Annotated in this window: 26 protein-coding genes; 22 read left to right on the top strand and 4 right to left on the bottom strand. The window is 46.6% G+C overall.

The genetic code is table 11. From position 1 onward, the window contains the following. The first annotated feature begins 102 nt into the window (after nt 1-102). Nucleotides 103-2,013, top strand: coding sequence for an oligoendopeptidase F (gene pepF, locus ODZ53_RS09710; RefSeq protein WP_372676805.1), 1,911 nt, complete (start codon nt 103-105; stop codon nt 2,011-2,013). Between the two features lie 63 nt (nt 2,014-2,076). On the opposite strand, the gene ODZ53_RS09705 is transcribed toward pepF, so the two are convergent. Then, entirely contained in the window at nt 2,077-2,700 is a 624-nt protein-coding gene (locus tag ODZ53_RS09705; protein WP_372676804.1) for an NAD(P)-dependent oxidoreductase, read from the bottom strand. A 215-nt stretch (nt 2,701-2,915) separates the two neighbouring features. Between ODZ53_RS09705 and ychF the strand changes: the two genes are divergently transcribed. From ychF to ODZ53_RS09655, 10 genes are all read left to right on the top strand, one after another. Next, the gene (gene ychF / locus ODZ53_RS09700; RefSeq protein ID WP_015894083.1) at nt 2,916-4,016 is read left to right on the top strand and encodes a redox-regulated ATPase YchF; all 1,101 of its coding nucleotides are present in this window, start codon (nt 2,916-2,918) and stop codon (nt 4,014-4,016) included. Nucleotides 4,017-4,159: 143 nt separating this feature from the next. After that, on the top strand, nt 4,160-4,447 hold the full coding sequence (gene rpsF / locus ODZ53_RS09695) for a 30S ribosomal protein S6 (protein WP_064202760.1): 288 nt from the start codon (nt 4,160-4,162) through the stop codon (nt 4,445-4,447). 29 nt (nt 4,448-4,476) lie between these two features. Next, nucleotides 4,477-4,956 (top strand): single-stranded DNA-binding protein, encoded by a 480-nt coding sequence (locus ODZ53_RS09690; protein WP_064202761.1) that lies wholly within the window; start codon nt 4,477-4,479, stop codon nt 4,954-4,956. A gap of 40 nt (nt 4,957-4,996) precedes the next feature. Continuing rightward, the gene (gene rpsR, locus ODZ53_RS09685; RefSeq protein ID WP_007720187.1) at nt 4,997-5,227 is read left to right on the top strand and encodes a 30S ribosomal protein S18; all 231 of its coding nucleotides are present in this window, start codon (nt 4,997-4,999) and stop codon (nt 5,225-5,227) included. Between the two features lie 101 nt (nt 5,228-5,328). Further along, nucleotides 5,329-6,237 (top strand): DUF2232 domain-containing protein, encoded by a 909-nt coding sequence (locus ODZ53_RS09680; RefSeq protein WP_199929696.1) that lies wholly within the window; start codon nt 5,329-5,331, stop codon nt 6,235-6,237. Between the two features lie 4 nt (nt 6,238-6,241). Further along, nucleotides 6,242-8,179: a DHH family phosphoesterase gene (locus ODZ53_RS09675; protein ID WP_015894080.1), complete on the top strand. Its 1,938-nt coding sequence runs from the start codon at nt 6,242-6,244 to the stop codon at nt 8,177-8,179. A 26-nt stretch (nt 8,180-8,205) separates the two neighbouring features. Next, nucleotides 8,206-8,649, top strand: coding sequence for a 50S ribosomal protein L9 (gene rplI / locus ODZ53_RS09670; RefSeq protein ID WP_015894079.1), 444 nt, complete (start codon nt 8,206-8,208; stop codon nt 8,647-8,649). A 24-nt stretch (nt 8,650-8,673) separates the two neighbouring features. Then, nucleotides 8,674-10,023, top strand: coding sequence for a replicative DNA helicase (gene dnaB / locus ODZ53_RS09665; protein WP_015894078.1), 1,350 nt, complete (start codon nt 8,674-8,676; stop codon nt 10,021-10,023). Between the two features lie 181 nt (nt 10,024-10,204). Next, nucleotides 10,205-11,491: an adenylosuccinate synthase gene (locus ODZ53_RS09660; protein ID WP_015894077.1), complete on the top strand. Its 1,287-nt coding sequence runs from the start codon at nt 10,205-10,207 to the stop codon at nt 11,489-11,491. A gap of 131 nt (nt 11,492-11,622) precedes the next feature. Continuing rightward, nucleotides 11,623-11,838, top strand: coding sequence for a hypothetical protein (locus ODZ53_RS09655; protein ID WP_007720197.1), 216 nt, complete (start codon nt 11,623-11,625; stop codon nt 11,836-11,838). A gap of 68 nt (nt 11,839-11,906) precedes the next feature. Here ODZ53_RS09655 and ODZ53_RS09650 read toward each other — a convergent pair whose 3' ends face one another. Continuing rightward, entirely contained in the window at nt 11,907-12,362 is a 456-nt protein-coding gene (locus ODZ53_RS09650; protein WP_372676803.1) for a hypothetical protein, read from the bottom strand. Nucleotides 12,363-12,535: 173 nt separating this feature from the next. On the opposite strand from ODZ53_RS09650, the gene ODZ53_RS09645 reads away from it, so the two are divergent. The 6 genes from ODZ53_RS09645 (at nt 12,536) to ODZ53_RS09620 (ending at nt 19,741) form a co-directional block, all read left to right on the top strand. Further along, on the top strand, nt 12,536-14,032 hold the full coding sequence (locus ODZ53_RS09645; RefSeq protein ID WP_015894074.1) for a LysM peptidoglycan-binding domain-containing M23 family metallopeptidase: 1,497 nt from the start codon (nt 12,536-12,538) through the stop codon (nt 14,030-14,032). Nucleotides 14,033-14,239: 207 nt separating this feature from the next. Then, nucleotides 14,240-14,950, top strand: coding sequence for a response regulator YycF (gene yycF / locus ODZ53_RS09640; RefSeq protein WP_007720203.1), 711 nt, complete (start codon nt 14,240-14,242; stop codon nt 14,948-14,950). Continuing rightward, the gene (walK, locus tag ODZ53_RS09635) at nt 14,947-16,770 is read left to right on the top strand and encodes a cell wall metabolism sensor histidine kinase WalK (RefSeq protein ID WP_372676802.1); all 1,824 of its coding nucleotides are present in this window, start codon (nt 14,947-14,949) and stop codon (nt 16,768-16,770) included. The genes yycF and walK overlap by 4 nt, the downstream gene beginning before the upstream one ends. Continuing rightward, nucleotides 16,767-18,149 carry a YycH family regulatory protein gene (locus tag ODZ53_RS09630; protein ID WP_064202766.1) on the top strand — a complete coding sequence of 461 codons (1,383 nt, stop codon included), beginning with the start codon at nt 16,767-16,769 and terminating at the stop codon, nt 18,147-18,149. Before walK ends, ODZ53_RS09630 begins: the two co-directional genes overlap by 4 nt. Continuing rightward, nucleotides 18,136-18,909 (top strand): two-component system regulatory protein YycI, encoded by a 774-nt coding sequence (locus ODZ53_RS09625; protein WP_015894071.1) that lies wholly within the window; start codon nt 18,136-18,138, stop codon nt 18,907-18,909. The genes ODZ53_RS09630 and ODZ53_RS09625 overlap by 14 nt, the downstream gene beginning before the upstream one ends. A gap of 43 nt (nt 18,910-18,952) precedes the next feature. Continuing rightward, nucleotides 18,953-19,741 (top strand): MBL fold metallo-hydrolase, encoded by a 789-nt coding sequence (locus ODZ53_RS09620; RefSeq protein WP_087350570.1) that lies wholly within the window; start codon nt 18,953-18,955, stop codon nt 19,739-19,741. On the opposite strand, the gene ODZ53_RS09615 is transcribed toward ODZ53_RS09620, so the two are convergent. Further along, a complete protein-coding gene (locus tag ODZ53_RS09615) occupies nt 19,736-19,972 on the bottom strand; it encodes a hypothetical protein (protein WP_015894069.1) in 237 nt (78 codons plus the stop codon). The two genes, ODZ53_RS09620 and ODZ53_RS09615, sit on opposite strands and share 6 nt — an antisense overlap. A 265-nt stretch (nt 19,973-20,237) precedes the next feature. Here ODZ53_RS09615 and ODZ53_RS09610 point away from each other — a divergent pair, with 265 nt between their 5' ends. The 3 genes from ODZ53_RS09610 to rlmH all read left to right on the top strand — a co-directional run bounded on the left by ODZ53_RS09610 (nt 20,238) and on the right by rlmH (nt 22,770). Further along, nucleotides 20,238-21,476 (top strand): S1C family serine protease, encoded by a 1,239-nt coding sequence (locus ODZ53_RS09610; RefSeq protein WP_372676801.1) that lies wholly within the window; start codon nt 20,238-20,240, stop codon nt 21,474-21,476. 543 nt (nt 21,477-22,019) lie between these two features. Next, the gene (locus tag ODZ53_RS09605; protein WP_372676800.1) at nt 22,020-22,286 is read left to right on the top strand and encodes a CxxH/CxxC protein; all 267 of its coding nucleotides are present in this window, start codon (nt 22,020-22,022) and stop codon (nt 22,284-22,286) included. 4 nt (nt 22,287-22,290) lie between these two features. Continuing rightward, nucleotides 22,291-22,770: a 23S rRNA (pseudouridine(1915)-N(3))-methyltransferase RlmH gene (gene rlmH / locus ODZ53_RS09600; protein WP_372676799.1), complete on the top strand. Its 480-nt coding sequence runs from the start codon at nt 22,291-22,293 to the stop codon at nt 22,768-22,770. A gap of 150 nt (nt 22,771-22,920) precedes the next feature. Here the strand turns inward: rlmH and ODZ53_RS09595 are convergent, their stop codons facing one another. After that, nucleotides 22,921-23,430 carry a hypothetical protein gene (locus ODZ53_RS09595; RefSeq protein WP_372676798.1) on the bottom strand — a complete coding sequence of 170 codons (510 nt, stop codon included), beginning with the start codon at nt 23,428-23,430 and terminating at the stop codon, nt 22,921-22,923. A gap of 132 nt (nt 23,431-23,562) precedes the next feature. Between ODZ53_RS09595 and ODZ53_RS09590 the strand changes: the two genes are divergently transcribed. Continuing rightward, nucleotides 23,563-24,240 (top strand): hypothetical protein, encoded by a 678-nt coding sequence (locus ODZ53_RS09590; RefSeq protein ID WP_372676797.1) that lies wholly within the window; start codon nt 23,563-23,565, stop codon nt 24,238-24,240. Nucleotides 24,241-24,306: 66 nt separating this feature from the next. Next, a complete protein-coding gene (locus tag ODZ53_RS09585; RefSeq protein WP_372676796.1) occupies nt 24,307-26,037 on the top strand; it encodes a DUF927 domain-containing protein in 1,731 nt (576 codons plus the stop codon). The last annotated feature ends 242 nt before the right edge of the window (nt 26,038-26,279 follow it).

Raw genomic sequence — 26,279 nt, 5'->3', positions numbered from 1 at the left:
TTTAAAAATTTTTATTAGTAAGAAGGAATTTGGCAGGTGAAAATATAATTACACACTTATAATTTTGGCAAAAATAGATAGAAGAAAAGGGGCGATTGAGATTTGAAGAAGCAAGTATTTGCATCAGTTACGGCTTTGGCCATTGCATTGTCGACAGTATCTGTACCATTTATTCCTTACAGCACGCAGGCGGTAGCTCTTGCTGCTGAAAAGCCTTCTTATCAAACTCGCGCTGAGATCCCAGATGCGTACAAGTGGAAGCTGGATGATATTTATCCGACTGTTAAGGAATGGGAAAAGGATGTTGCAAAGGTTGAATCTTTGGCAAACGCTTTCACAAAACACAAAGGCAAGCTGGGTACATCGTCTGGTGCGATGCAGGCAGCATTCGATGACTATGTTGAGTTGATGCGCTTAAATGACAAAGCATACGTGTACGCAAACATGTCTCTCGATGTAAACTCCGCGAATCCTGAGCTGCAAAAGCTGGGAGACCGAGCTGAGAAAATGTACACGCTTGTCACAGAAAAAACTTCATGGGTACAGCCTGAAATCGTTGCGATTCCCGATGGCAAAATAAAGAGCTTGCTGTCTAAAAAGGAGCTTGAGCCTTACAAACTGTTTATCGAGGACATGCTAAGAACGAAGCCGTACTCACTCTCTGCGGATATGGAGCAGCTCTTGGCGAAATCGTCTCCTTTGGGAGGTGCACCGACCAACATTTACAGCATGCTGTCCAAAGACGTGAGGTTCCCTAAAATCAAAGATGAGACAGGCAAGGAAGTTCAGTTAACTCGTGCCAATTTCATTTCCTATATGGAAAGCAAAGATCAAAATGTGCGCAGAGAAGCGTTCAAGGCCTATTATGGGGCTCTGATCGATTTCCAAGACTCGTTTGCATCAACATTGGCTGCCAAAGTAAAGGGCGATAATTTCTACGCAGCGGTACGCAATTACGATTCTGCGCTCGAAGCAAGCCTAACACCGAACAACGTACCGACGAAGGTGTATGATGAGCTGATTGACACGGTGAATGATAATCTGCCATTGCTGCATCGCTACATTTCTTTGAAAAAGAAAATGCTTGGCGTGAAGGAATTGCACATGTACGACATTTACGTGCCGATCGTTCCATCTGATGACAAATATATTTCCTTCGACGAAGGAAAGAAAATCGTCGTTAATGGTTTGGGAGTAATGGGTGATGACTATGTGAAGGCAATGTCTGACGGCCTGGATGGCGGATGGGTAGATGTCTATTCCACTGATGACAAGCGCACGGGTGCCTACCAATGGGGTGCTTATGATACACATCCATATGTACTGTTGAACCACCAAGGTACGCTCGATGATGTGTACACCATCGCCCATGAGATGGGACACGCTATGCAGTCGTATTATACGAACAAAAATCAACCTTATATTTCGTCCAACTACCCAACCTTCACGGCAGAAGTGGCTTCTACCATGAATGAAACTCTGCTGTTCAAGAGCATGTACGCGAAGGCGAAGACGAAAGAAGAGAAGATGTATCTCTTGAATCACTATCTGGAAAACTTCCGTTCCACGTTGTTCCGTCAGACGCAGTTCGCGGAGTTTGAGAGGGCGATTCACGAGAAGGAGCAAGCGGGAGAATCTCTGAATGCGGAAGCGATCAAGAAGATCTACCTCGATATCAACCAGAAGTACTACGGAAAAGACATGGTTTCCGATGAGGAAATCGGTATGGAATGGGCACGTGTGAGCCATTTCTACAACTATAAATACTACGTCTATCAATACTCGACGAGCTTTGCCGCTGCACAAGCATTAGCGAAGCAAATCATGGATGAAGGTCAGCCAGCTGTGGATCGAGTTCGTAAAAACTTCCTCGAAGCGGGTAACTCTGCTCCGCCTATCGAGGTGCTGAAAGCAGCAGGTGTGGACATGTCCACGTCCCAGCCAATCGAGCAAGCGATGGAAATCTTTGAAGAGACATTGAATGAACTGGAAAAGCTGGTAAACGAGAAGTAAAGAAGCAATAGAAGCAAAACAGGCTCCCTTCCATTACGGAGAGGAACCTGTTTTTTTTATGTATCAATAGGCAATGCCTACTCGCGCTCGAATGTATTCGGAAAGAGAAAGCTGCTGATACGTAAACTCCGCTGTATCTGGCACGGAAATTTGCATCCCATCTATAGGCAACTGGTGAGCCTCGACCCGGTAAGTGCCTGTATACTCGCCATCAGGCAAATAGGTCGGGCAAACAATAGTCCAATCGAGCTCAGACTGTTCCAAGAGCGAGTATGCCTTGTGATGTTCCTCGGCAGCACGCGTCAATTTTTGTCTGGACTCACTGGATTGATAGCGGAGCAGGTCAGGAGAAACTCTGCTTTGCAAGATGCCGGCGGTGCCCACCGTAATAATGCGTGAAACACCTTCTCGCTTCATTGCTTCAATAATATAGGGAGTTCCTACGGATAACGTCGTTGCCTTGTCTGTCCCGAGCGCGCTAATGACCGCGTCGACTCCACGCATGGCTGATGCAACATCCTTTTGATCGAGGACGTTTCCGGTCAGAACACGGAGATTTTCAGCAGCCAGATGAAGAAGCTTGTCTGCGGACCGAACGAGAACAGTTATTTCATGCCCATCTTTTAATGCATAGTCGAGGATATGGCTTCCTACGCGACCAGTGGCACCAAGGAGTAAGAGTTTCATTTTTTAGTCACCTCGTTACCTTTTCTTTTACCGTAGCAAACAGATTCTGTTTGTCTAGTCTATCATTTCTTTTTTTGTCCCACCACATGGAGCTATGATTAAGAGACAGGATGAGGCAAGTAAAAAAAAGCTTCCACAAGGAGACAATTGTAATCTGAAAACCAAATCTATATACTTAAAAGGATATCAGGATGATGATAAGGGAGTGTATATAGATGGGTGCATCATGCGGGATTGTAGGTCTTCCTAACGTAGGAAAATCGACATTGTTTAATGCCATTACACAAGCGGGCGCTGAATCGGCTAACTACCCGTTCTGTACGATTGACCCGAACGTAGGGATCGTGGAGGTGCCAGACGAGCGTCTGGAAAAGCTGACACAAATCGTTGTACCGAACAAGGTAGTTCCAACTGCGTTTGAATTCGTAGACATCGCAGGCTTGGTAAAAGGCGCGAGCAGAGGTGAAGGACTTGGCAACCAGTTCCTGGGTCACATCCGTGAAGTGGACGCGATTGCCCATGTTGTTCGTTGCTTTGAAGATGAGAACATCACGCACGTAGCAGGTCGTGTCGATCCTTTGAGCGATATCGAGACAATCAACCTGGAGCTGATTTTTGCTGACCTGGACTCTGTTGATCGTCGTATTGACCGTATTGCACGCAAAGTGAAATCCGGCGACAAGGAATCCAAGCAAGAGCTGGACGTGCTGGAAAAATTGAAAGCAGCATTTGAAGAGGGTCAATCTGCTCGCAGTGTTGAACTTGATGACGAAGAGCGCAAATGGATTCGCGATTTGCATCTGCTGACAATCAAGCCAATGCTGTACGTGTGCAACGTAGCGGAAGACGGCATTAACGATGCAGACAACAACCCGCATGTGCAGACAGTTCGTCAGCATGCAGCGAGTGAGGGTGCAGAAGTGGTTGTCATCAGCGCGAAAGTAGAGGCGGAAATCGCTGAACTCGAGGGCGAAGACAAAGAGATGTTTTTGGAAGAGCTCGGTCTTACTGAGTCTGGTCTCGATCGCTTGATTCGTGCTGCTTACAAACTGTTGGGATTAGTAACTTATTTCACTGCAGGTGTACAAGAAGTTCGCGCATGGACCATCCGTCAGGGTACAAAGGCTCCGGGAGCGGCAGGCGTGATTCATACCGATTTCGAGCGCGGCTTCATTCGTGCGGAAGTGATTGCTTATGATCATCTGGTAGATGCTGGTTCCGTGGCAGTAGCGAGAGAACGTGGGAAGTACCGTCTTGAAGGGAAAGAGTACGTAGTGGCAGATGGAGATGTTATGCATTTCCGTTTCAATGTTTAATACGAAATTCTTGATTCGTTATAGGTGTTTTGCTATAATACGATAATGCGAGTATTTATGGAGTGCATGTTTTGTGCGTTTCGTTTTAGCACTCGCTCCTTGCCCGAACAGGGCCGCTAAAGTCCATAAGGAGGTGAAAAGGTATGCGCCAATACGAAGTAATGTATGTATTGCGTCCAGACCTTGAAGAAGAGAAAGTAAAATCCAATGTAGCTCGTTACAGCGATGTTGTAACTAACTATGGTGGCGAAATCTCTAAGCTTCAAGAAATGGGTAAACGTCGTCTTGCGTACGAGATCAACAAGTTCCGTGAAGGTTACTACGTTTTGATGAACTTCAAAGCGAACTCCGATGCTGTTGCGGAAGCTGAGCGTCTGATGAAAATCAGTGATGACGTAATCCGCTTTATGTTTGTTCGTGATGAGAAGTAATCATTGTCGCGATCAGAGGGGGAACCAAGATGAATAAAGTCATTCTCATCGGCAACCTGACGAAAGATCCTGAACTTCGCTACACGCCAAATGGCGTTGCCGTTGCTACTTTTACTGTGGCCGTCAATCGTCCCCGCACCAATCAAGCGGGTGAGAAAGAAACGGACTTCATTAACATTGTCGCTTGGCAAAAACTTGCCGATCTGTGCGCAAGCTATTTGCGTAAAGGTAGACAAGCAGCCATCGAAGGACGTATGCAAACACGTTCCTATGATAATAAAGAAGGTAAAAAGGTATACGTGACGGAAGTCGTTGCGGAGAACGTTCAATTTTTGGGCGGTCGAGGCAATGAATCCGGCGGAGACAATCCAGGATACGATCCAGGACCTGGCATGGGTGGCGGTAACAAACCATCCGGTCAACGAAATAATGACTACGATCCGTTTGGTGATCCTTTCGCGAGTGCAGGCAAGCCGATCAACATTTCAGATGATGACTTGCCGTTCTAGTATCGTATAACTTTCATATTCCTAAGAGGGAGGGACTATCATGGCACGCAAAGGACGTCCTAATAAGCGTCGTAAAGTATGCTTCTTTAAAGTGAACAAAATCAAGCACATCGATTATAAAGATATTGACTTGCTGAAAAAGTTCATCAGCGAGCGCGGCAAAATCTTGCCACGTCGTGTAACTGGTACTTCTGCGAAGTATCAACGTGCACTGACAATCGCAATCAAGCGATCCCGTCAAGTAGCACTGTTGCCTTACACTGCTGAATAAGTTGCAAAAGCTATAAAAAGGGGGGCACAATTGCGTGGCCCTCTTTTTTCCATAGTTTTCTATGGAAAGTGTACATGAGACATGAATAATGAGGTGCTGACATGCCGTCCAAAACGAAACACTTGGCTGAAAATGCCCTTATGCTGGGTATCGCACTGGTGCTGCTGTTTCTCGGTACATATACCATACTGGGAGGACTCGTCAGTTTCCTGATACCTCTGCCTTTTATCCTTTTGGCAGTAAATCGAACAGTACGTAACATGGTATGGATTTCCCTTGCCTTTACGTTTCTGGGCTGGATCATTACGGGTCCGTTTGCGGCTACACTTGCTTTTTCAAGTGCGGTTTGGGGTTCAGTCATGGGGATTTTTTATGCGAGAAAAGGAACGGCTTTTCCGGCGATTGTGGCAGGGGCAGGCGTTGCCTTTTTAGGTGTCGTTTCCATGATGGCATTTATGGCATTCGGGATGAACGTTGATTTTAATGCCATCACGCAAGAAGTTGCTAAGCTACGTCCAGCGATGGTGCCAAAAGAGCAGTTTGATCAGCTTCTTGAACTGGGCAAAATCGTCTTGCCTACGAGTCTTGTCATGTTCAGCTTTTTATCGACCGCCATTATTCATGGATTGGCGAGTCTGATTGGACGACGTCTGCGCAGACCGATTCCAGCATTGAAGCCAATTCGGGAATGGAGCTTCCCACGATCATTGCTTTATTACTACTTCATTGCGATGATCAGTCTTTTGTTGTTTGCCGAAAGCATGCAGGGAACGTTCTGGGAAATCGCCTTGATGAACCTGAAAGTCATGCTGGATGCGATTTTTGTTTTGCAGGGCTTGAGTTTTTGTCTGTTTGCAGCCTATTTATACGGCTGGAAGAGACTGACTCCCGTGCTCGTTGTCTGTCTATTTATTTTTCCACCCCTAAGTACTATACTTAGTCTAGTAGGGATATTTGACCTAGGAATTCGTTTGCGTGAAAAACTGGAAACAAGAGTGAAGAGGGGCTGAGGAAATGCCCAAGTTCCTGTTAAAGCGTTGGTACGGGATGCACATGGTCCTGGCACTCAGCTTTAGCTTGCTGTTGTTGGGGATTTTGACCTTGTTCCATTGGATGTACGGGGCAATCGGCATGGTTTGCTTGATTGGCTTGGTTCTTTACGCTCTTCAAGCAGAAAAGGGGTTCCAACGAGACTTGCGCCTTTACTTGGCGACGGTCACCCATCGCGTGAAGAAGGCGGGAGAAGGCGTTATCCAGGAACTGCCGATCGGAATTCTTTTATACAACGAGGAAAAGGCAATTGAGTGGGTAAACCCGTATATGACGCATATGTCCGGGGATGAAACCATGATCGGGAAAAGCCTTCAAGAGGTATTCCCCCAACTGGTTTGGAAGCCGGAGCAAAAACGGCTGGAGTTTACTTATAACGAGCGGGTATACGAAGTCATTGTTCGGTCCGATGAGCGCCTTTTGTATTTCAAGGACATTACGGATTTCAAAGAATTGACGACTCGTTACCATCGAGAAAAGGCTGCACTTGCCATCATTCACCTCGACAATTTGGACGAGGTTGGACAAGTCATGGATGATCAGAGCCGTACGCTGCTCTCTACAAGCGTGGCTGGTGTGATTACAGAGTGGGCCAACAAACATGGCATATATCTTCGCCGAATCACAGCCGACAAGTTTTTGGCTCTGATGGAACGGGAAGCACTTGATAAATTGGAAGAATCGCGATTTGACATTCTCGATGTAGTACGGGAGATGACGGCTGACAACAAGATTCCGATTACGCTCAGTATCGGGGTTGGAGCGGCGGCTACCACTTACATTGAGCTGGGACAAATGGCGCAATCAAGCTTGGATATCGCATTAGGGCGCGGTGGCGACCAGTGCGCTGTCAAGATTGGCAACAAGCTCACTTTCTACGGTGGGAAATCGAATGCGGTGGAAAAGCGGACACGTGTCCGGGCTCGTGTTATTGCACATGCTTTGCGTGATCTCATTCATGAGGCCGAGCACGTCATTGTCATGGGGCATAAACAGCCTGACATGGATTCCATCGGGGCATCACTTGGTGTATTAAAAGCTGTGCAGTTGCACAACAAAACGGCTTATATTGTCATGGATGAAGGCAATCATTCTGTCGAGCGTCTGATGAAAGAGATTTATGCCAATGAAGAGTTGGCTGAGACCTTTATTACGCCAGAACAGGCAATCCGACTCATCTCCGGTCGCACATTGCTAGTAGTCGTCGATACACATCGACCATCGCTGGTGATTGAGCCGAAGCTGTTGACGGAAACGAGCCGAATTGTGGTGATCGACCACCATCGACGTTCGGAGGAGTTCATTGAGCCAGTACTCTTGTATCTGGAACCGTATGCTTCTTCGACGGCCGAGCTTGTTACGGAGCTCTTGCAATATCAGAGCGAGCGATTGAATATCGACAATCTGATTGCAACGGCACTGTTAGCAGGGATTGTGGTGGATACCAAAAGCTTTGCCTTCCGCACAGGTTCGCGGACCTTCGAAGCGGCGTCTTTCCTTCGCCGTAACGGGGCTGATACCGCGGCTGTCCAGCGTCTGTTGAAGGAAGATCTGGGGCAGTATGTGAAGCGGGCAAAAATCATCATGAATACGGAAACGTACCGTGACAACATGGCGATTGCCATAGGCGATCCGTCTGAGGATTACACGCAGGTACAGGTGGCGCAAGCTGCTGAGCAGCTACTCACCTTGTCAGGTATCCAGGCGTCGTTTGTTGTTGCAGAGCGATCCGACGATACGATCTTGATCAGTGGACGTTCTCTAGGCGACATCAATGTTCAGTCCATCATGGAACTGCTGGGTGGAGGCGGTCACCTCACTGGTGCTGCGACACAAATTCAAGGCATATCAATTAAAGAAGCAACACGTCGTTTGAAAGAAGCGATTGACTCGGTCGTATAGGCCAAAATATAAAGGGGGAAACGATGATGAAAGTCATTTTTCTTCAAGATGTAAAAGGCCAAGGGAAAAAAGGCGAAGTTAAGGATTTGTCAGAGGGCTATGTACGCAACTTCTTGTTGCCAAAGAAGCTGGTAAAAGAAGCGACAGATAGCAACGTGAAAACGCTCGACGCTCAAAAGCGCAGCGAAGATAAGCGCAAGGAGCAAGAAAAGCTGGATGCTCAGGAGTTGGGCAAAAAGCTGGAAGAGCTGACAGTGAAAGTAACTGGAAAAGCAGGCGAAGGTGGTCGCTTGTTCGGTGCAATTTCCAGCAAACAAGTAGCACAAGCGCTGGAAGATCAGTATAAAATCAAAGTAGACAAGCGTAAGCTCGAAATGGATGCAATCCGTGCTTTGGGCGTGACGCAAATCAAAGTAAAACTGCACAACGAAGTAACGGTGACTCTGAAAGTACACGTTGTGGAAGAATAATGTCTCAATTGTGGGGGGTGTGACGTGAGCGACCTGTTTTTGGATCGTGTGCCGCCACAGAACAAGGAAGCGGAACAATCGGTACTGGGTGCCGTGTTCTTGTCTAAGGAAGCTTTAATCACGGCCATTGAGATTCTCCGTCCGGAGGATTTTTACAAGACAGCGCATCAGCGCATCTTTCAAACGATGGTGGACCTGTATGAAAAAGGCGAACCTGTCGATCTGGTTACGGTTACAGCTGATCTACAGGATCACAAGCTGCTGGATGAAGTCGGCGGGGTTACGTATCTCACGGAAATCGCCAGTTCAGTTCCAACGGCTGCCAACATCGAATACTACGCAAAAATTGTAGAAGAAAAATCACTGCTTCGTCGATTGATTCATACAGCTACCAAGATCGCCAATGATGGCTACTCCCGTGAGGATGATGTCACGCAGATCATCGCGGATGCGGAGAAGTACATCATGGAGATCGGCCAAAATCGCAACAGTGGCGGTTTTACACCGATTCGGGATGCCCTTCTGGAAACGTATGAGCGGATTGAGTTTTTGAGTCAGCGACGCGGTGATATTACCGGGATTTCTACGGGATATACTGATTTGGACAAGATGACAGCAGGATTGCAACGAAGTGACCTGATTATCTTGGCGGCCCGTCCTTCCGTAGGGAAGACGGCTTTTGCCTTGAATCTCGCGCAAAACGTAGCAGCCCGTGCAGGTGAGACCGTAGCCATCTTCTCCTTGGAGATGGGTGCTTCTCAGCTGGTTCAGCGTATGATTTGTGCGGAGGGCAATCTGGATGCGTCCCGGATGCGTTCCGGTACACTGGAGGAAGACGATTGGCAAAAGCTGACGATGGCAATCGGTACGCTGGCGAAAGCGCCGATTTACATCGATGATTCACCAGGGGTTACTGTACAGGACATCCGGGCAAAATGCCGTCGCCTTCAGACAGAGAGAGGCTTGGGCCTGATCCTGATTGATTACCTTCAGCTGATTCATGGACGAGGCAAAGGAGATAACCGTCAGCAGGAAGTATCTGAGATCTCTCGTACGCTTAAAGGGATCGCGCGTGAACTGAACGTGCCGGTTATCGCCCTGTCGCAGTTGAGCCGTGGTGTAGAGCAACGGCAGGACAAGCGACCGATGATGTCCGATATCCGTGAGTCGGGGTCGATTGAGCAGGACGCCGATATCGTTGCCTTCTTGTACCGGGATGACTACTATGACAAGGAATCAGAAAACAAGAATGTCATCGAAGTCATTATCGCCAAACAGCGTAACGGCCCGACCGGAACGGTAGAGTTGGCGTTTTTGAAGGAATTCAACAAATTCGTTAACTTGGATCATCGCTTTCGAAATCAAGCGGGTTAATAGTTGGAATGGAAGAAAAGCCGGAGAAATTCCGGCTTTTTTTTCTATATTGAATTGCCGAACATATTAAGAATTAACTATATGAATGTTCGTATTTAGCGTTGACATAGGAAGTCTCGTTTAGTAAACTTAGATTGTTTCAGGCCCGAAAAGACATGATAATATCAGGAGGTGTTTTTCGATGTCAACAGTCGTTGTCGTCGGAACCCAGTGGGGCGATGAAGGTAAAGGTAAAATTACAGACTATCTAGCTGAAAGTGCAGAGGTAGTGGCTCGTTATCAAGGCGGTAACAACGCAGGCCATACCATTATTTTTGATGGTAACAAGTATAAGCTGCATTTGATTCCATCCGGAATTTTTTATAGTGACAAGACCTGCGTAATCGGAAACGGTATGGTAATCGATCCGAAGGCATTGGTAAAAGAGCTGGAGTACATTCACAGCTTCGGTTTTTCTACAAGCAATTTGAAAATCAGTGATCGCGCGCATGTGATCCTGCCATACCACATCAAGCTGGATGGCGTAGAGGAAGATAGCCGCGGTGCTAACAAAATTGGTACGACCCGTAAAGGTATCGGACCTGCTTACATGGATAAAGCTGCGCGTATCGGTATTCGTATCGCTGATTTGTTGGATCGCGATGAGTTTGCTCGTAAGCTCGAGCGCAACCTGGCAGAGAAAAACATGCTGCTGGAGAAGCTGTACAACACAACTGGCTTTGAGCTTAAAGAAATTTTGGATGAATACTTGGCTCTGGCAGAAATCATTCGTCCTTACGTAACCGATACATCTGTTGTCCTCAATGATTCCATTGATAGCGGCAACCGCGTATTGTTTGAAGGTGCACAAGGCGTATTGCTCGATATTGACCAAGGTACGTATCCTTACGTAACGTCCTCCAACCCAATTGCGGGTGGCGTGACTATTGGTTCTGGTGTAGGACCAACCAAGATTCACCAAGTAATCGGGGTGGCAAAAGCTTACACAACACGTGTAGGTGATGGTCCGTTCCTGACTGAGTTGAATGATGCAACCGGCGATCATATTCGTGAGGTTGGTTTCGAATATGGTACAACAACAGGTCGTCCACGCCGCGTAGGCTGGTTTGACAGTGTTGTCGTTCGTCATGCTCGTCGTGTCAGCGGTATCACCGGTTTGGCGATTACCAAGCTGGATACATTGTCTGGCATTGAGACATTGCGTATTTGCACTGCGTACAAATACAATGGAGAAATCATCGAGTCGTTCCCGGCGAACCTCAACCTGCTGGCGAAATGCGAGCCAGTTTATGAGGAACTGCCAGGTTGGACAGAGGATATCACAGGCATTCGCAATCTGAACGACTTGCCAGAAAACGCTCGTCACTACATCGAGCGCATTACGCAACTGACTGGTATTCCAATGTCGATCTTCTCCGTAGGACCAGATCGTGAACAAACAGTCGTTGTTCGTGGCATTTACGGATAAGCTATCGGCTATATAATAGAAGAGAAAGCTGTCGAGTATTCGGCAGCTTTCTTTTTTTACAAGGGACAGACACGAAACGGCACCCTCTGGGCATATGGTTAGACATAGGGAGAAATGGAGAGGTGATCATGATGATGGGTTTTGGATTTGACCAAAAGGCCATGAAGCTGCTGGGCAAAAATGTACAGGTAAAGATGATCAATGGCGTCGTCATCAAGGGAACCATGACTCATTTCAATAATGGCTATCTTTGCTTTATCACCACTTACAAACAACCAAATGACGCCGAGAAAACGAAAATACGCAGACTTGCGTTAAAAGACGTTACCTCGATGCAAGAGGTGTGAGTCACAGATGTTCATAACGAAATAAGCCATCTTTCCTAGTCAGTTAAGGGAAGATGGCTATATTTATTTTAGATCATGCCTCCATATGATCGGATGATCTCCGTCGCAAGATCACCTTGTTCCTCTGGTACGACTGCCGTTAACAAGACATTGCGATTCAAATTGTCATCGCCTCGATCAGCCATGCCGCTGGCGTCTGGATCTACTGCGGCCATGACACTTGCATCCCTGCCGCTTGGGAAGTCAGCTGCCAGTGTAAGGTTGCCCAAGCTGGGAAAATCTCCGGATATGGGATTCAGGATCTGTTCATTTCCGTCACCAGGGAATTGTCCGATTCTGTCGATCTGAATGGTGGAAAAACCAGCTTGTCGAAGTGCTTTTTCTGCCTTTTGGGCATCATCTTCGGTGTGAAATCCTGCAAGAATGTTACGTTCCTTCACGTATATCAGCCTCCAGATATAATAAATACTACCAATTGTTTGTACATATAGTGACTCTATGTCTATTTTTTTATTCGACAGCAATTTACACTTGATGTTGTCGTTAATCTTATGGTAAAGTCGACATAGTTGGTTTCTTTAGGCAATTTGGCAGATAAATGGAAACTAAATTTTGGGATTTACGACCTAGTCGATAAATTAAAAATTTTCAGGAAATGGAACGAGCAAGTTGTATCTGTTTTCAGGAGGGACAAGTTATGCATTGGTCGGAATGGAAGGCCAAGCTGCAGGAACGGTCATCACGAATCGTTCGGGATTGCAGTGATCTGGCGAAACGTACAATGAAACGTACAAGCTCTTACATCCAGTCACATAAAAAACAGTCGCTTTCAATTGCGGCAGGTCTAGTTTTGACGATTGCTGCTGGAGCATCTGCACAATACTATTACACAAGCAATGTCAATTCTGTCTACCATGTCAGTGTAAACGGCAAAGAGATTGGCGTGGTAAATGATCCAAATGTGATACATAACTGGACAGTAGCAAAGCTGGAAGAGGAAAAGGCAAAAACAGGTCTCAACTTGCAATTGGCTGACTATATCACATTCGAAGAAGAGCGTGAGTTCAAGGCACCGTTCAATAACGATGCTGCTGTACAAGCTCTGGCATCCGTAGCGGATATCAAGGTTCAGGGCGTTAAGCTGACGATTGACGGTAAAGTGGTAGGTTACATGCCCGATCAGCAATCGGCAGATCAAGTACTGGCTGAAGTGAAGCAAAAATACTCCGGAGTTCCTGCAACGACAGGGAATAAGGCTGTTGTAGCAGCAGCATCCACAGTCCCAGTCAAACCAAATCCGGTAAAAGAAGTCGCATTTAAAGAAAACGTAGAGATGCAAACCGAAACAGTTGATGCATCTCAAATTTTGTCTGCCGAAAAACTTGAGGAATTGCTGGTAAAGGGCACCTTCAAGGACATGAAGCACACGGTCGTAGAAGGCGATTGTATCGGTTGCATCGCGAAGAAATACGGCATTACATCAAAAGATATTTACGCGAACAACCCAGGTGTTACGGAAAATACCGTCCTTAAATTAGGACAAGAAATCAATGTAACCGCAGTGCGTCCACTGGTTACTGTACAAGTCAAAGAAGAAGTAGATCAGCAAGAGGTTATTGCTTTTAATACCCAAATTAAAAACAATGACAAGGTTCCTAAAGGCGAAACGAAGGTCGTACAAGAAGGTAAAAACGGCAGTAAAACAGTTAAGTACGAAGTTGTGAAAGAAAATGGACAAGTCGTTAATCGCAAAGTCATCAAACAAGATGTAACTGTGCAGCCTGTAACCCAAATTATGGAGCGCGGTACAAAAGTTATCCCATCGCGCGGTACAGGTCGTTTGAGCTGGCCTGCTAGCGGTTATATCAGCAGCGGCTTCGGACAACGCTGGGGAAGCATGCATAAAGGGATTGATATTGCCGGTGCTGGTTCTGTCATGGCGGCAGACAATGGACGTGTCACATTCGCTGGTTGGAATGGTGACTATGGAAAATCGGTTATCATCGACCACGGCAATGGAATGAAGACATTGTACGGTCACATGAGTGTTATTAATGTGAAGGCCGGCGATGTTGTTAGCCAAGGAAAGAAAATCGGCGTAAAGGGTTCTACTGGGCAATCGACCGGCGTCCACCTGCATTTTGAGGTTCTACAGAATGGACGAAATCAAAACCCGATTCGTTACTTAAAATAGACTAGTAATTTATGGATAGGAAAGGGCAACTCTTAGGAGGGGCCCTTTTTTTGCTGGCAGGGATTGAATGCCAAGCTCTTCTTTAGGTGGCATACATGGTGTATTGTAGAGGAATAGTGACGGTCGAAGTGGAATCCTTGAAGAGGCAGTTTGAGAGGAAACAAAAAGACTGTTGAACACGTACTTACAGAAAAAGGAGGGCGCAGGATGGCTAAACTCCTCGTAGTTGACGATGAAAAACCGATTGCAGATATTTTGAAATTCACGTTTGAAAAAGAAGGATATCAGGTCGTATGTGCCTACGATGGTGATGAGGCACTTGTCGTGGTCAAGGATGAGCGACCGGATCTGATTTTATTAGATGTTATGCTTCCGGGCAGAGACGGAATGGACGTATGCCGAACCGTTCGCCAAACGTATGATGTTCCGATCATCATGCTGACTGCTAAAGACTCTGAATTGGATAAAGTACTCGGGCTGGAATTGGGCGCGGACGATTATGTGACGAAGCCATTTAGTACGCGTGAGCTGGTAGCCCGTGTAAAGGCCCATTTACGCCGTAACCGCTCGAAAGTGGAAGAGAAGGATAGCCAGCATGTACTGCGCGTGCATGAGCTGGAAATCGATTTGAACTCGTATACCGTCGAAAAGGTGGGAGAAGCATTAGAACTGACGCACCGTGAGTTTGAGCTGCTGGTGTACCTCGCTCGCCATCAAGGACAAGTTTTGACGCGAGAGCATCTCCTGCAGTCGGTCTGGGGATTTGACTATTTTGGCGATGTGCGGACGGTAGATGTGACCATCCGTCGTTTGCGTGAAAAAATCGAGGATGATCCAAGCCAGCCGAAGTACATTATCACACGGCGTGGTTTGGGCTATACATTACGTAATCCCGGCATGGGAGGCCAGCCTGGATGAGGCGGCTGTTCAAAACTGTTCAGTGGAAAATGGTCATCATTTACATGCTGTTGATTTTGCTTGCGATGCAATTTATTAGCGCGTATTTTGCCCGGGAAGTCGAGAGCTACTACATCAACAACTTTTCCGAGGCCTTGAATGGACAAGCCAGTTTGTTAGCGAGTTTGCTGGAAAGCGATTTGCGCCCGCATGATGGGAAGGAATCCAACACCGAACAAAATCGTCAGTACATCGACAACCTGATCAACAACCTAGTAAAAATCAATGGAGCCAATGTGCAGGTCATCGATCAGACAAGAACGGTGGTTGCGACAACAGAGGACAAAAGTACAATTGGACAGCGAACCTCGCAGCCTGAGGTGACGGTTGCCTTGCTCGGGACGCGCAGTGAATCGATGCGGATCGACCCGAAGACGGGGGCGCGGGTGAAAGTATTGGCATTACCTGTTAAGGGCGATCAGATTGTATACGGTGCGGTCTACATGGTCGCTTCGATGGAAGGCACTTATTCGACGATTGGTAAAATGAACGGCATCTTGGGGACAGGTACGATGATCGCGATGGTCATTACGGCGGTGCTCGGGGTCGTATTGGCCCGCACCATCACCAAGCCTGTGAAGGAGATGACCCGTCAGGCACGATTGGTGGCAGACGGGGATTTTAACAGTAGTGTACGTATCTATAGCGATGATGAAATTGGCCAACTCGGTATGGCCTTTAATCATATGACCTTGCGTTTGCAGGAAGCCATCTTGCAGCAAGAGGAAGAGCGTGAGAAGCTCGCAGGAATTTTGAGCAACATGACGGACGGTGTTATTGCCGCTAACCGAAATGGACAGATCATCCTGTTTAATCGGGCCGCAGAAGATATGTTGCAGGTGACAATGGCTGACGTCCTTCTCAAGAGACGCACCTTGTACGATCTGTTGGGTCTGCCGCCAGAAGATGAGATGTCGCTCTACGCGCAGGAAGAACCGCTTATCATTGAGATGACGCTGCCGAATAAGGAAGAAGTCATCCTGCGTGTGACGTTTACGCCCTTGCAGCACGATAGCAAAAAAATGGGTGGGATCATTGCTGTTGTAGCCGATGTGACGGAGCAGCAGCGACTGGAGCAGCAGCGCCGTGAATTCGTGGCGAATGTATCGCATGAGCTACGGACACCACTGACGACCATTAAAAGCTACGTGGAAGCGCTCCTGGATGGTGCAGTAGAAGAGCCGGAGCTGTCCCAACGGTTCTTGAAGGTTACGTCGTCGGAGACAGAGCGCATGATTCGCTTGGTAAACGATTTGTTGCAGCTATCGCGTTTTGATTCGCAAGGGGTCCGTCTGCATTGCAAGGAAGCGGACCTCAATCGATTGCTTCACTATGCTGCTGATCGTTTTTCCATGTTCAGTGAGCAACAGGAGGTTCAGCTCAGTCTGGATATGCCGAGCAAGCTTCCGCTGGTTTACATTGATCCGGATGCGATCAATCAAGTATTGGATAATCTTTTGTCCAATGCGATCAAGTATACGCCTCAAGGAGGCACTGTGGTTCTCATGGCAAAAGAGAACCACAAGCAAAGGCGGGTTCAAATCTCTATCACCGACACAGGAATTGGCATTCCGAGCCGCGATCTGAAGCGAATCTTTGAGCGCTTCTACCGCGTAGACAAGGCGCGTTCGCGCGGCCAGGGTGGAACTGGTCTGGGATTGGCGATTGCCCGCGAATTAGTACAGGCACACGGTGCAGATATCGAGATTACGAGTGAATGGAACGTGGGAACGACAGTCACGTTCTGGGTGCCATTTGCCCAAGGAGGAAAAACGGGATGAAGCGGATGCTAGAGCCTGCCAAGACCGTCTTACTCAATCTGCTAGTGCTAGCCAGCTTTGTTTTGACAGCGATGTTGTGGTCGAATCAACCTAACCTTCAATTTATTGAACCGGCAGAGTACACGCAGTCTAAGCCCGTTCAGGAAAAACAACTGGAACAGCTCGTTACGCCGGAATCCGTTGTTTTTCACTATGGGGAAGATCGCCATACGAAAGCATCCGCAACCGATGCTCCTTACAGTTTGATCGTGCGAGAAATGTCGAAATGGATCTTCCTCGATTTTTCTCCGCTCACCATCTCCAATGAGAAATGGGAAGATATTGCCCGGGAAAAGATGGGGTTGGAAGTGCGCTTTCGGAGCACGGTTCCCTTGTCAATTGTAGGTCGGCTGGTAACCTTTCGGGATGAGTTTGACAACCGAATGAAAGGGATTGACCGATTGTGGCTGTATTACGAGAAGGACGAGGATGTCGTCTACGCGTTGTTTTTGTCGACTGAGGAAGGTCGCATGATGCGTTCTCGAACATCGATCAGCCCTAAGGATTTGAGAGAATCGTATTTGGCTTCTGGTGATTTAATGCCTGAGCAAATCATGAAAATCGTCAAACCAGAGCGAAGCTTCGTAGATTTGGAAGGATCGGCGCTGATGTGGAGCACTTACTATTTGCCCAAGAATCAGATGCGCATGCAGCAATTCCGCTACAGCTACGTACCTGTTACGAATGATAGACTAATCGAGTCTTATTTTATCGATCAATCGCTCGTCAGACAGATCATGGAGCGGGACAAAACGGTTATTTTTACAGATGGCAGCAGATCGATTCAATTGAGATCGGAACAGCAGGCGTTCACGTTTACTGATCCGGCGTATCAACAGCGTGATCAGCAGCTGTCTGATGAAGAAAAAGTGCAGAGTGCCGTTACCTTTATGAATAAACACCTGGGCTGGCTTGATGAGTATCATTTTGAACGAATCAAGAAGAGCTACAATGAAAAAGACTTGATCACATTCCGCCAGTATGTGGGGGCGTATCCCTTGATTAGTGAGGGCGAGGCCAAGCAAATCGATACGATCCAAATGACCTCAGAGGCAGGCCAGGTTGTGACGATGAGCCGATCGCTGCTGGATTTGGACAAGTATATCGACAATAAAGAGTGGACGATCATGTCCGGTCCGGAGCTGTATCAATATATTCGTGACAAAAAACTGGCGGACACAGAAAAAATCACGAACGCTTATTTGGCTTACCATACCAAAGTAGGCGAGGGAAACGTGGACTTGATGCCAATCTGGGTTGTGGAATTGGCGAATCAGGCGAGCCTGTATATTTCTGCGCACACCAAGCAGGGAGGAGGGAAGGCGCATGGATTGGAGTAGAACCAAGACGATTCTGATCTGGGCCTTTCTTCTCCTCGATTTGTTTCTCCTGTATCAGGTGTATGTGACGCGCATTAGCCTGTGGAATGATAAGGAAGTCGCACAAAGTGAGAAATGGAATACAGAGCTGTACTTGAATCAGCAAAATATCACATTGGATACAGAAGTGCCACAGGATACACCGGCAATGTCCAATTTGGATGCGGAGTATGTCGGGATTAATCCGATTTCCTTGCATGAGATATCAGAGCTTCAGGCAACGGTAGAAAAAATGGCGTTGGCTGCCAAGCTGAACCCACCGATGCAGATTCGTGGTCAGTTGAATCCTCAGGAGCTCTTGCGTCAAATTGGGCCGAGGCTGATTTATTCCGATCAATACGTAGCCGATCCGTATCAATCGAATCAAGCGCGGCTTTTGTATTGGCAGGTCTATGATAAAATGCCAGTATTCGTTGCACCGTTAGAAATGTATTTGGACAACGGAGCGGTACTTGGCTACAGGCAGACCTTTTTCCACCTTCGCAAGCAACAGGGGGAACGACAGGTGATCTCTGGTTATGCGGCCCTACGCTCTCTGGTGGACAAGCAAATCATTACACCAGGAGAACGGATTGAAAATGTGAGCCTGGGTTATTACGGTTCTTACGATGCAGATATTCAGACGCTGGTACCTGTATGGCGTGTGGTTCACGATGGCAAATGGCATTTTGTCAACGCGATTACAGGAGCTTTAGAGCGTCCGATGGTCACGCAGCGCTGAATAGATAGACAACCTGGGATAGATACGGGAAGAGGGATGTTCGGTGAGATTTAGTGTGTTAGCAAGCGGGAGTACGGGTAACGCCATTTATGTGGCAACAGACCGTGTTTCCGTATTGATCGATGTAGGGATTACAGGAAAGCAAGCAGAAGCGGCACTGGAGACCATTGGTGTCAATCCAGCTGAGCTTAGCGCCATTCTCGTCACCCATGAGCACGTCGACCATATTAAAGGAGTCGGCGTCATGGCGCGGCGATATGGATTGCCGATTTACGCCAATGAAAAGACATGGTCGGAGCTGGATGGGCAAATCGGGACGATCAAGGAAGATCAGCGCCGCTTCTTTTCTGTGGGGGAAAAGAAAGAGTTGGAGGATTTGGGCATCGAGTCATTCGGAATCTCGCATGATGCCGCCGAGCCCATGGGCTTCTGTTTTTATGATGGCAAGAAAAAGCTCAGTGTCGCGACAGATCTGGGGTATGTCAGCGATCGGATCAAGGAGACGATTCGTGGAGCAGATGCGTATGTGTTCGAGTCCAATCATGACGTTGAGCTGCTGCGCATGTCCCAGTATCCATGGAGCATCAAGCGACGTATCTTGAGTGATGTCGGGCACTTGTCCAATGAAGCGGCGGGCGATGCTTTGCTCGATTGTCTATCAGGTGGAGCAGAGCGTGTATACCTCGCTCACTTGAGTAAGGAAAACAACATGATTGATCTGGCCCGACTGACGGTCAAAAACATCTTGGAGGAGCGGGGGCTGTCTGTTGGTAACGATGTGCATCTGCGCGATACGTACCCGGATCGACCTACCAAGCTGGAAGAGCTATAAGATTGGTTTGATCCCTGCTTGACGACTGGCGATGCGCTCTGTGAGCTCCGCATACGTATCGATATGGAAAGTTAATTGTGTATCGAGCTCATTCACTTTGGCAGTCAGCTCGTCATGTGTCAGCAGTCCTTTGGCTACGAGCAGCTCGATTAAGGCATGCAGGACAAGCGTATTGTGGTAGTCTACTTCCTGAAGATCAGCCAGTTTGGCGATGAGGTGGACTTCTTTCAAGTCTATCAATCCTTTCTAAAAGCTTTTAATCTATCATATCCGTGCTCTCGGAGAAATATTCCGGGAGCTTTTTTGTATTCCACAACCTTTCCATAATTCTCACGCCATTTTGCCGAAAGCGGGTCGTATACTAAGGGTGTCAAAAGGAACAGACATCAACGGAATCAATCATGCAAACCAAATACGGCGCATGTCATTGTGTATACGAGCATGAAAAACCTGCAAAGCTAGTAAAAGTAGAAGATAGAAAGGAGAGGTATGAATCATGGGTTTTTATGATGATTTCACTCACGTGGAGCGAAAAAAACAACGCGGTTCAAACATTGGACGTCTGGTCGTGACGTCAGTAACGTCCGCGGTAATTGGGGGGATGGTCGTCCTGCTCACGCTGCCGACTCTCTCCAATGCGGGATATATTAATATGGTTAAGCCTGGAACAGAAAATGCGATAAGCAGCAATGCCTCCTCCTCCGCCTCTAGCCTGTTTGCTAAGCCAGTATCTGTGAGTGTGGGATCGGGTACAGTAGATGCGGTGAAACAAGTAGAAAATGCGATTGTTGGTGTGATTAACATCGGTCAGCGCAGAAACAGTTGGATGCAGAGCTCGACGGATGTAGAGCAGGGCCAAGGCTCTGGTGTCATCTTTCAGAAAAAAGGCGGGAAAGCCTACATCGTTACCAACTACCACGTAATCGATAAGGCGCAAAAGCTAGAAGTCGCCCTGCCAACAGGGGAAAAAGTATCGGCGAAAGTAGTCGGCGCCGATGGTTACGCCGATCTGGCTGTACTGGAAATCGACGCCTCCAAGGTTACGGATGTTGCTGAATTTGGGGATTCCTCTACCTTACAGGTGGGCGAACCGGCCATTGCTATCGGGAACCCATTGGGTATGCAGTTCTCCCGGACCGTTACACAAGGCATCATCAGTTCCAAAGAACGCTCCATGCCCATGGACTTTAACGAAGATGGCCAGGACGACTGGGAGCTGGACGTTATTCAAACAGACGCAGCGATCAACCCTGGTAACAGCGGTGGTGCCCTCGTAAACATCGAGGGTCAGGTCATCGGGATTAACACCTTGAAGATTTCCAAAACAGGTGTCGAAGGGTTAGGTTTTGCCCTCCCGATCAATGATGTCAAAGTAATCGTGGACCAGCTGATGGAAAAAGGCACGCTGCAACGTTCTTACCTCGGTGTGCAGCCACTCGACTTGGCCAATGTGCCGCGCTACGAATGGAAAGAAACCTTGAATCTGCCTGACAATGTGAATACTGGAGTTGTCGTCCAAACAGAAGTAGGCAAATTCTCTCCTGCGGGTCAAGCAGGCTTGAAACAATTCGACGTCATTGTCAAGCTGGATGACAAGAACATTTCCACCAGCGCTCAGCTGCGGAAGTATTTGACGATGAACAAAAAGCCGGGCGATACGATGGACGTTACGTACTATCGTGACGGTATCCAAAAGACTGCCAAAGTGAAGCTGACCGCTCCGCCACAGCAGTAAGAAGCACTGACCATTTTGTGGGCAGGTATGTGAAGGAAACAAACGTTGACGGGCAATTCCGGGATGCATTTTGTCCCGTTTGCATATATGCAGTATCCTAAGTTCCCCCCTCTATCTATTTTAAATAGATCCCTTCTTAAGAGCGCCGAGCTGATACGGCGCTCTCTTTTTTTCGTTTGCCGGGCTTTCGGTGGAGGAGAGAAAAAAGAAGAAAACGCTCAAGTTCTTGGGATACCTGCTGTGAGGCGGTTCTGCCCAGCTCCATGTAAAAAGTGAAACCCGCGTCCAAAGTCGCGCAGCTACGTAGTGTCTCAGAGGTGGACGCTAAAGGCAGGTTTCCCTTTTTCCATTGCGCTTCGGATGGTATCCCAAAGACTTTCGCTGTTTTCTTCTTTTTTCTCTCTACAGCTCTTAAAGGTTGGTCGAGGCTTTCAAAATAAAAGCTGTAAAATACAAAGGCTTATGTGTGCAAACTCATCGATGTCTTTTTGGTGGATTCATTTGTTTTGTTGCGGTTCTGGGGTAGAATAGGAAGCGACATTAATGAACGGAAAAGAGGCATTTGATATGGACATGAAGATGAAGAGCATTCAGATAGATGGCAAAGAAGTTGAGCTGTTAGAGGAATACCCAGTGCGTTTTGCTTGCATGGAGCATTTGGAGCAGGAGTTGGATGATTACGTAAATGATTTTGAGGCGGCGCCGGATACGTATGCGGCACAGGCGATTGAGGGCGATGGAGTAGACAAGCGTTGCCGGGAATGTGGAGAGCCTGGGCAGATTGCGCTTTTGAAAGAGAAGGGAATGTAGGATCATGCAGATTTCGATTATTACAGTAGGGAAGCTGAAGGAGAAATATTTGCGTGAGGGCATTGATGAATATAGCAAGCGTCTGTCTGCTTACTGCAAGTTGCAAGTGATCGAGGTCAATGATGAAAAGGCTCCGGAAGAGATGAGCGTGGCGGAGATGGAGCAGGTGAAGCGCAAGGAAGGCGAGCGCATCCTGGCGCAGATCAAGCAGGATCAGTATGTGATTGCGCTGGCGATCGATGGGCAAATGTGGTCGTCGGAGAAGCTGTCTGCGGAGATGGACAAGCTGGCTTTGCATGGGCGAAGTCAGGTGGCGTTTGTGATTGGCGGATCGTTGGGGTTGGCTGATCAGGTGTTGAAGCGGGCGGATGCGTTGCTTTCGTTTTCGAAGATGACGTTTCCGCATCAGTTGGTGCGGTTGGTGCTGCTGGAGCAGGTTTATCGGGCGTTTCGGATTAGTCGGGGGGAACCGTATCATAAGTGACGGATAATTTTTTTTGATAACATGCCCTAGTAGCGTTACAAGTATTACAACTGAAATGGCGAGAACATAACAAACCTAAGGCTTAGAGATAAGCCTTTTCTTATTGGTAAAATAAAATAATTGGTAATGGAGTTGTCTGAAATGAACCCTCTAATCAAATTTTTTTACAATTTCACAAAAAGTGGAATAACCAATAGAAAAACTTGAGGATTGGTATTCTCCATTAACGTCTATGGATGTACCGAACTCTCTTTTCATATCCAAAAAAATCTGCATCCTATTTTTCTTGTCTTGTTTTTCCCATCGATTTCTTATCATCTCAATGATCTCATTGGTCACCTTTTGCTTCTTCCTGTGCTCTACAGGGTAAACAGACGGCTGAACGAGTACCAATATTAATTCTCGCCAGTTTGTCACCTCTTCTTTTAATATTTCTCTACTAGTTAATGCCTCATTCATCTCTTCTACACACATCTTCACGGTATTTCGATGTACTCTTAACTCTCTCGCAATCGCTCGTTGTGACTTCTTCTTATGAAAAAATAAAAGGCAAATCTCCCGTTTTATCACCACAGATACCAAAACATACTCACCGCCTTGTGGTTCCCTATTTATAATGGTACAACATTCGGCTGGAAAGATCACATAGAACAAATCCATATAGGCTAAATGATATCCAATTTCATGGAATAATGGGCCGAACCATTTTAATCTAGGTTTTTCAGTCCTTCCGCCGTTCCCTATTGTTTTGGGTACGTTTAGCACTTTTTAAATCATAAGGAGGAATTTGTCATGCAACAAGCCATTGTTATTAGTAGTAACTCTTACAGCCTTACACCCAATGAAACCCTCGAGTTCTACACTCTCCTTGAAAAAGGCGACATTATCGTTACAGGGTTCGAGTGCCATTTGGAGATGTGCCTTGCAAATTTACAAGATGTAGAAGTGTTTCGAACCTATTTTCATGAGGCCGAATTTCCAGCAGACCAAATTGTCATCTCAGATGACCATACAGAAGGGGTTAAGGCAGTTTGGGAGTTGGCCTTCCCAACTACCGTTCGTTCTGAAAAAGATATAATCAACCTATACTACGAAATTCAAGATGAACTTAATGTTGATGACTATTTCGATTTAAACGTGAATCTACGTCTTGTACTTTATCATTCAAAGGATACATTCCCTTGTAAACCTTACTATGTTAAGCCACTGCCAACTGTATATTTGCCTATTAATACGTATGAGCAGAATAGTTGCAAGGTGAGTGTCGATATGATTCAGGAGATAAGGATATCTGATGCTTCTAGTGACCAACATGACATCTGGCTACATCACATCACTACCTTTCTTGGACGACTAGACAAACAACCCATCTCTGTAGAAGTAGATATCAACAAGATTATTTTGACATGGGATATTAAAAATAAAGGGTGCGCCGAGCAACTTTATGCATACCTTAAACTTCAATCGTAGTAACATGCAAAGGTCGATGGACTAGCCCATCGGCCTTTTATTTCTTCATTAATGGAGGCTATCTTTATGACAATGAATAACGAGCAAACCGTACATCTACCTGCCACAATACCTTTTTTCCCATACTTTATACAGGGTAACAAGATTATGAAAGTAGAAACTGACATGAAGGGCAAGACAAAGATAAAAGAGATTGCTCGCCGAACTGAAATCGTAGCTATTCAAAAGGATATAAATACAAAACAAGTAACACTTCATCTTTCATTCAATTATATGGGAGATACCCAGACGATTGAGATTGCTAGAGGAGTTCTCGCACGGAACAAGATTACCGAATTGCTTCAATATGGTGTAGATGTAGTTGACCACAAAAAAATGGATGTATTAATGTTCCTTAGCAAACAAGAAGAAACTGCTCCACTCGTTTATACACATCAAAGTATCGGATTCGATAAAGTAGACGAACAGTTGATTTTTAAACATTGGCAAGCCATCGGGGTTGACTCGAACTATAAAGGCCCTTTGCTACTTCAACCACAAGGAACCTACAAACGGTGGCATTCTCTTATGCAAGAACATGCTATCGGGCATACACCTTTGGAATTAGCACTAGTTCTAGGCCTGTCCGCGCCCATCTCTTCGCTAATCGCTCGATATACTGGATTAGAGGTCATAGTCTTCCATATTTATGGTGATAGCTCTCAGGGGAAAACTACGGCTCTGCGAGTAGCTACTGCGTCCTTTGGCTATCCGCACACCAAAGAGGGCGGATTAATAAAAACATGGAATGGTACACAAAACGCTATGCTCGCAAGCCTACGTAACAATTATGGAGTGCCAATTGCGTTTGATGAGGCATCTATGCACAGTGGTGACTTTTCCAAGTTTGTGTATCTACTAGCCAGTGGTCAAGAAAAGCAACGTTTGGATCGTGAAAGCCAACTTCGCGAGCAGGGAGGATGGGAGGGAGTCATTTTATCGACAGCTGAACATTCCCTACAGACTAAAAGTAAGCAAAACATTGGTATTCAGATGAGACTTTTCGAGATCGGTAATACTAATTGGACCACATCTGCACAAAATGCCGATGCTTTGAAGGAAGGGTTGCTCCAAAACTACGGTCATGCAGGATTTGAGTTTGTAAAATATATCATGGCTCTTGGTGACGATACCATATACCAGAAATGGAACCAGTGGCGTGAATTGATTGGGCAGTGTATTGATAACCCTGATCACTTCTCTCAGCGAATTTCAGATAAATTAGCCATTTTGATGGTAACAGCCGAGATTACAAGAGAAGCCTTAGAGCTTACTTTAGACATCGATAGTATCTTAGATATGTTGATGGAGATGGTGAAGGAAACAAGCGATCAACGGGACATTGGTGAAAAAGCGTACAGCTTTTTTCTAGAGTCCGTTACAAAAAATCGTTCGAAATTTGTAACTGACGGTACATTCGGGGGTAGTTACGAGTGTTGGGGGAAGTTGGTTGAGAAAGATGGTAGACCTTATGAGGTCTACATTCTCACGAATGTTTTTGAATCTATGATGAGAGAAGGCAATTTTGAGGACGTAACTGTTATTCTCAGGAACTGGAAAGCAAAAAAGCTACTTGATCATGAAAATGGCAAATTGACACGCAAGAAAACCATTCTTCGTGGCATTGATAATAGAGTCTACGTCGTCCGCCTTCAGCAAGCTGACCTACCCAGGGACGGAGCAAATTCTAGAAAAATAAGATCACGCCCCAACCCAACAGCAGAATTATTCCGTGACGATGAGTCCAGTCCTGATTAAACAACTAACTACCCCCTGTGTATAAATTAGTGGGTAGGAAAGAGAATATATCTTTCCTGCCGTAATTCAAAAATCACCCTCTTACACTACTTCTAGTAATGAGATAAGAAATGAGAGATAACGCCATGATAGTTTTTCTCTCGACTACAAAGGAGCTTGGTAACAGGGTGATTTTAACAAGAAACCTAAGAAACTTATGGTTTTCCTGACACCACCTATATCGAAAAAGCGGGACATTGTTT

It is taken from the genome of Brevibacillus sp. BD137 (genome assembly GCF_041644655.1).
Classification (GTDB): Bacteria; Bacillota; Bacilli; order Brevibacillales; family Brevibacillaceae; genus Brevibacillus; species Brevibacillus brevis_D.
This window is presented reverse-complemented; position numbering and strand designations above follow the sequence as displayed.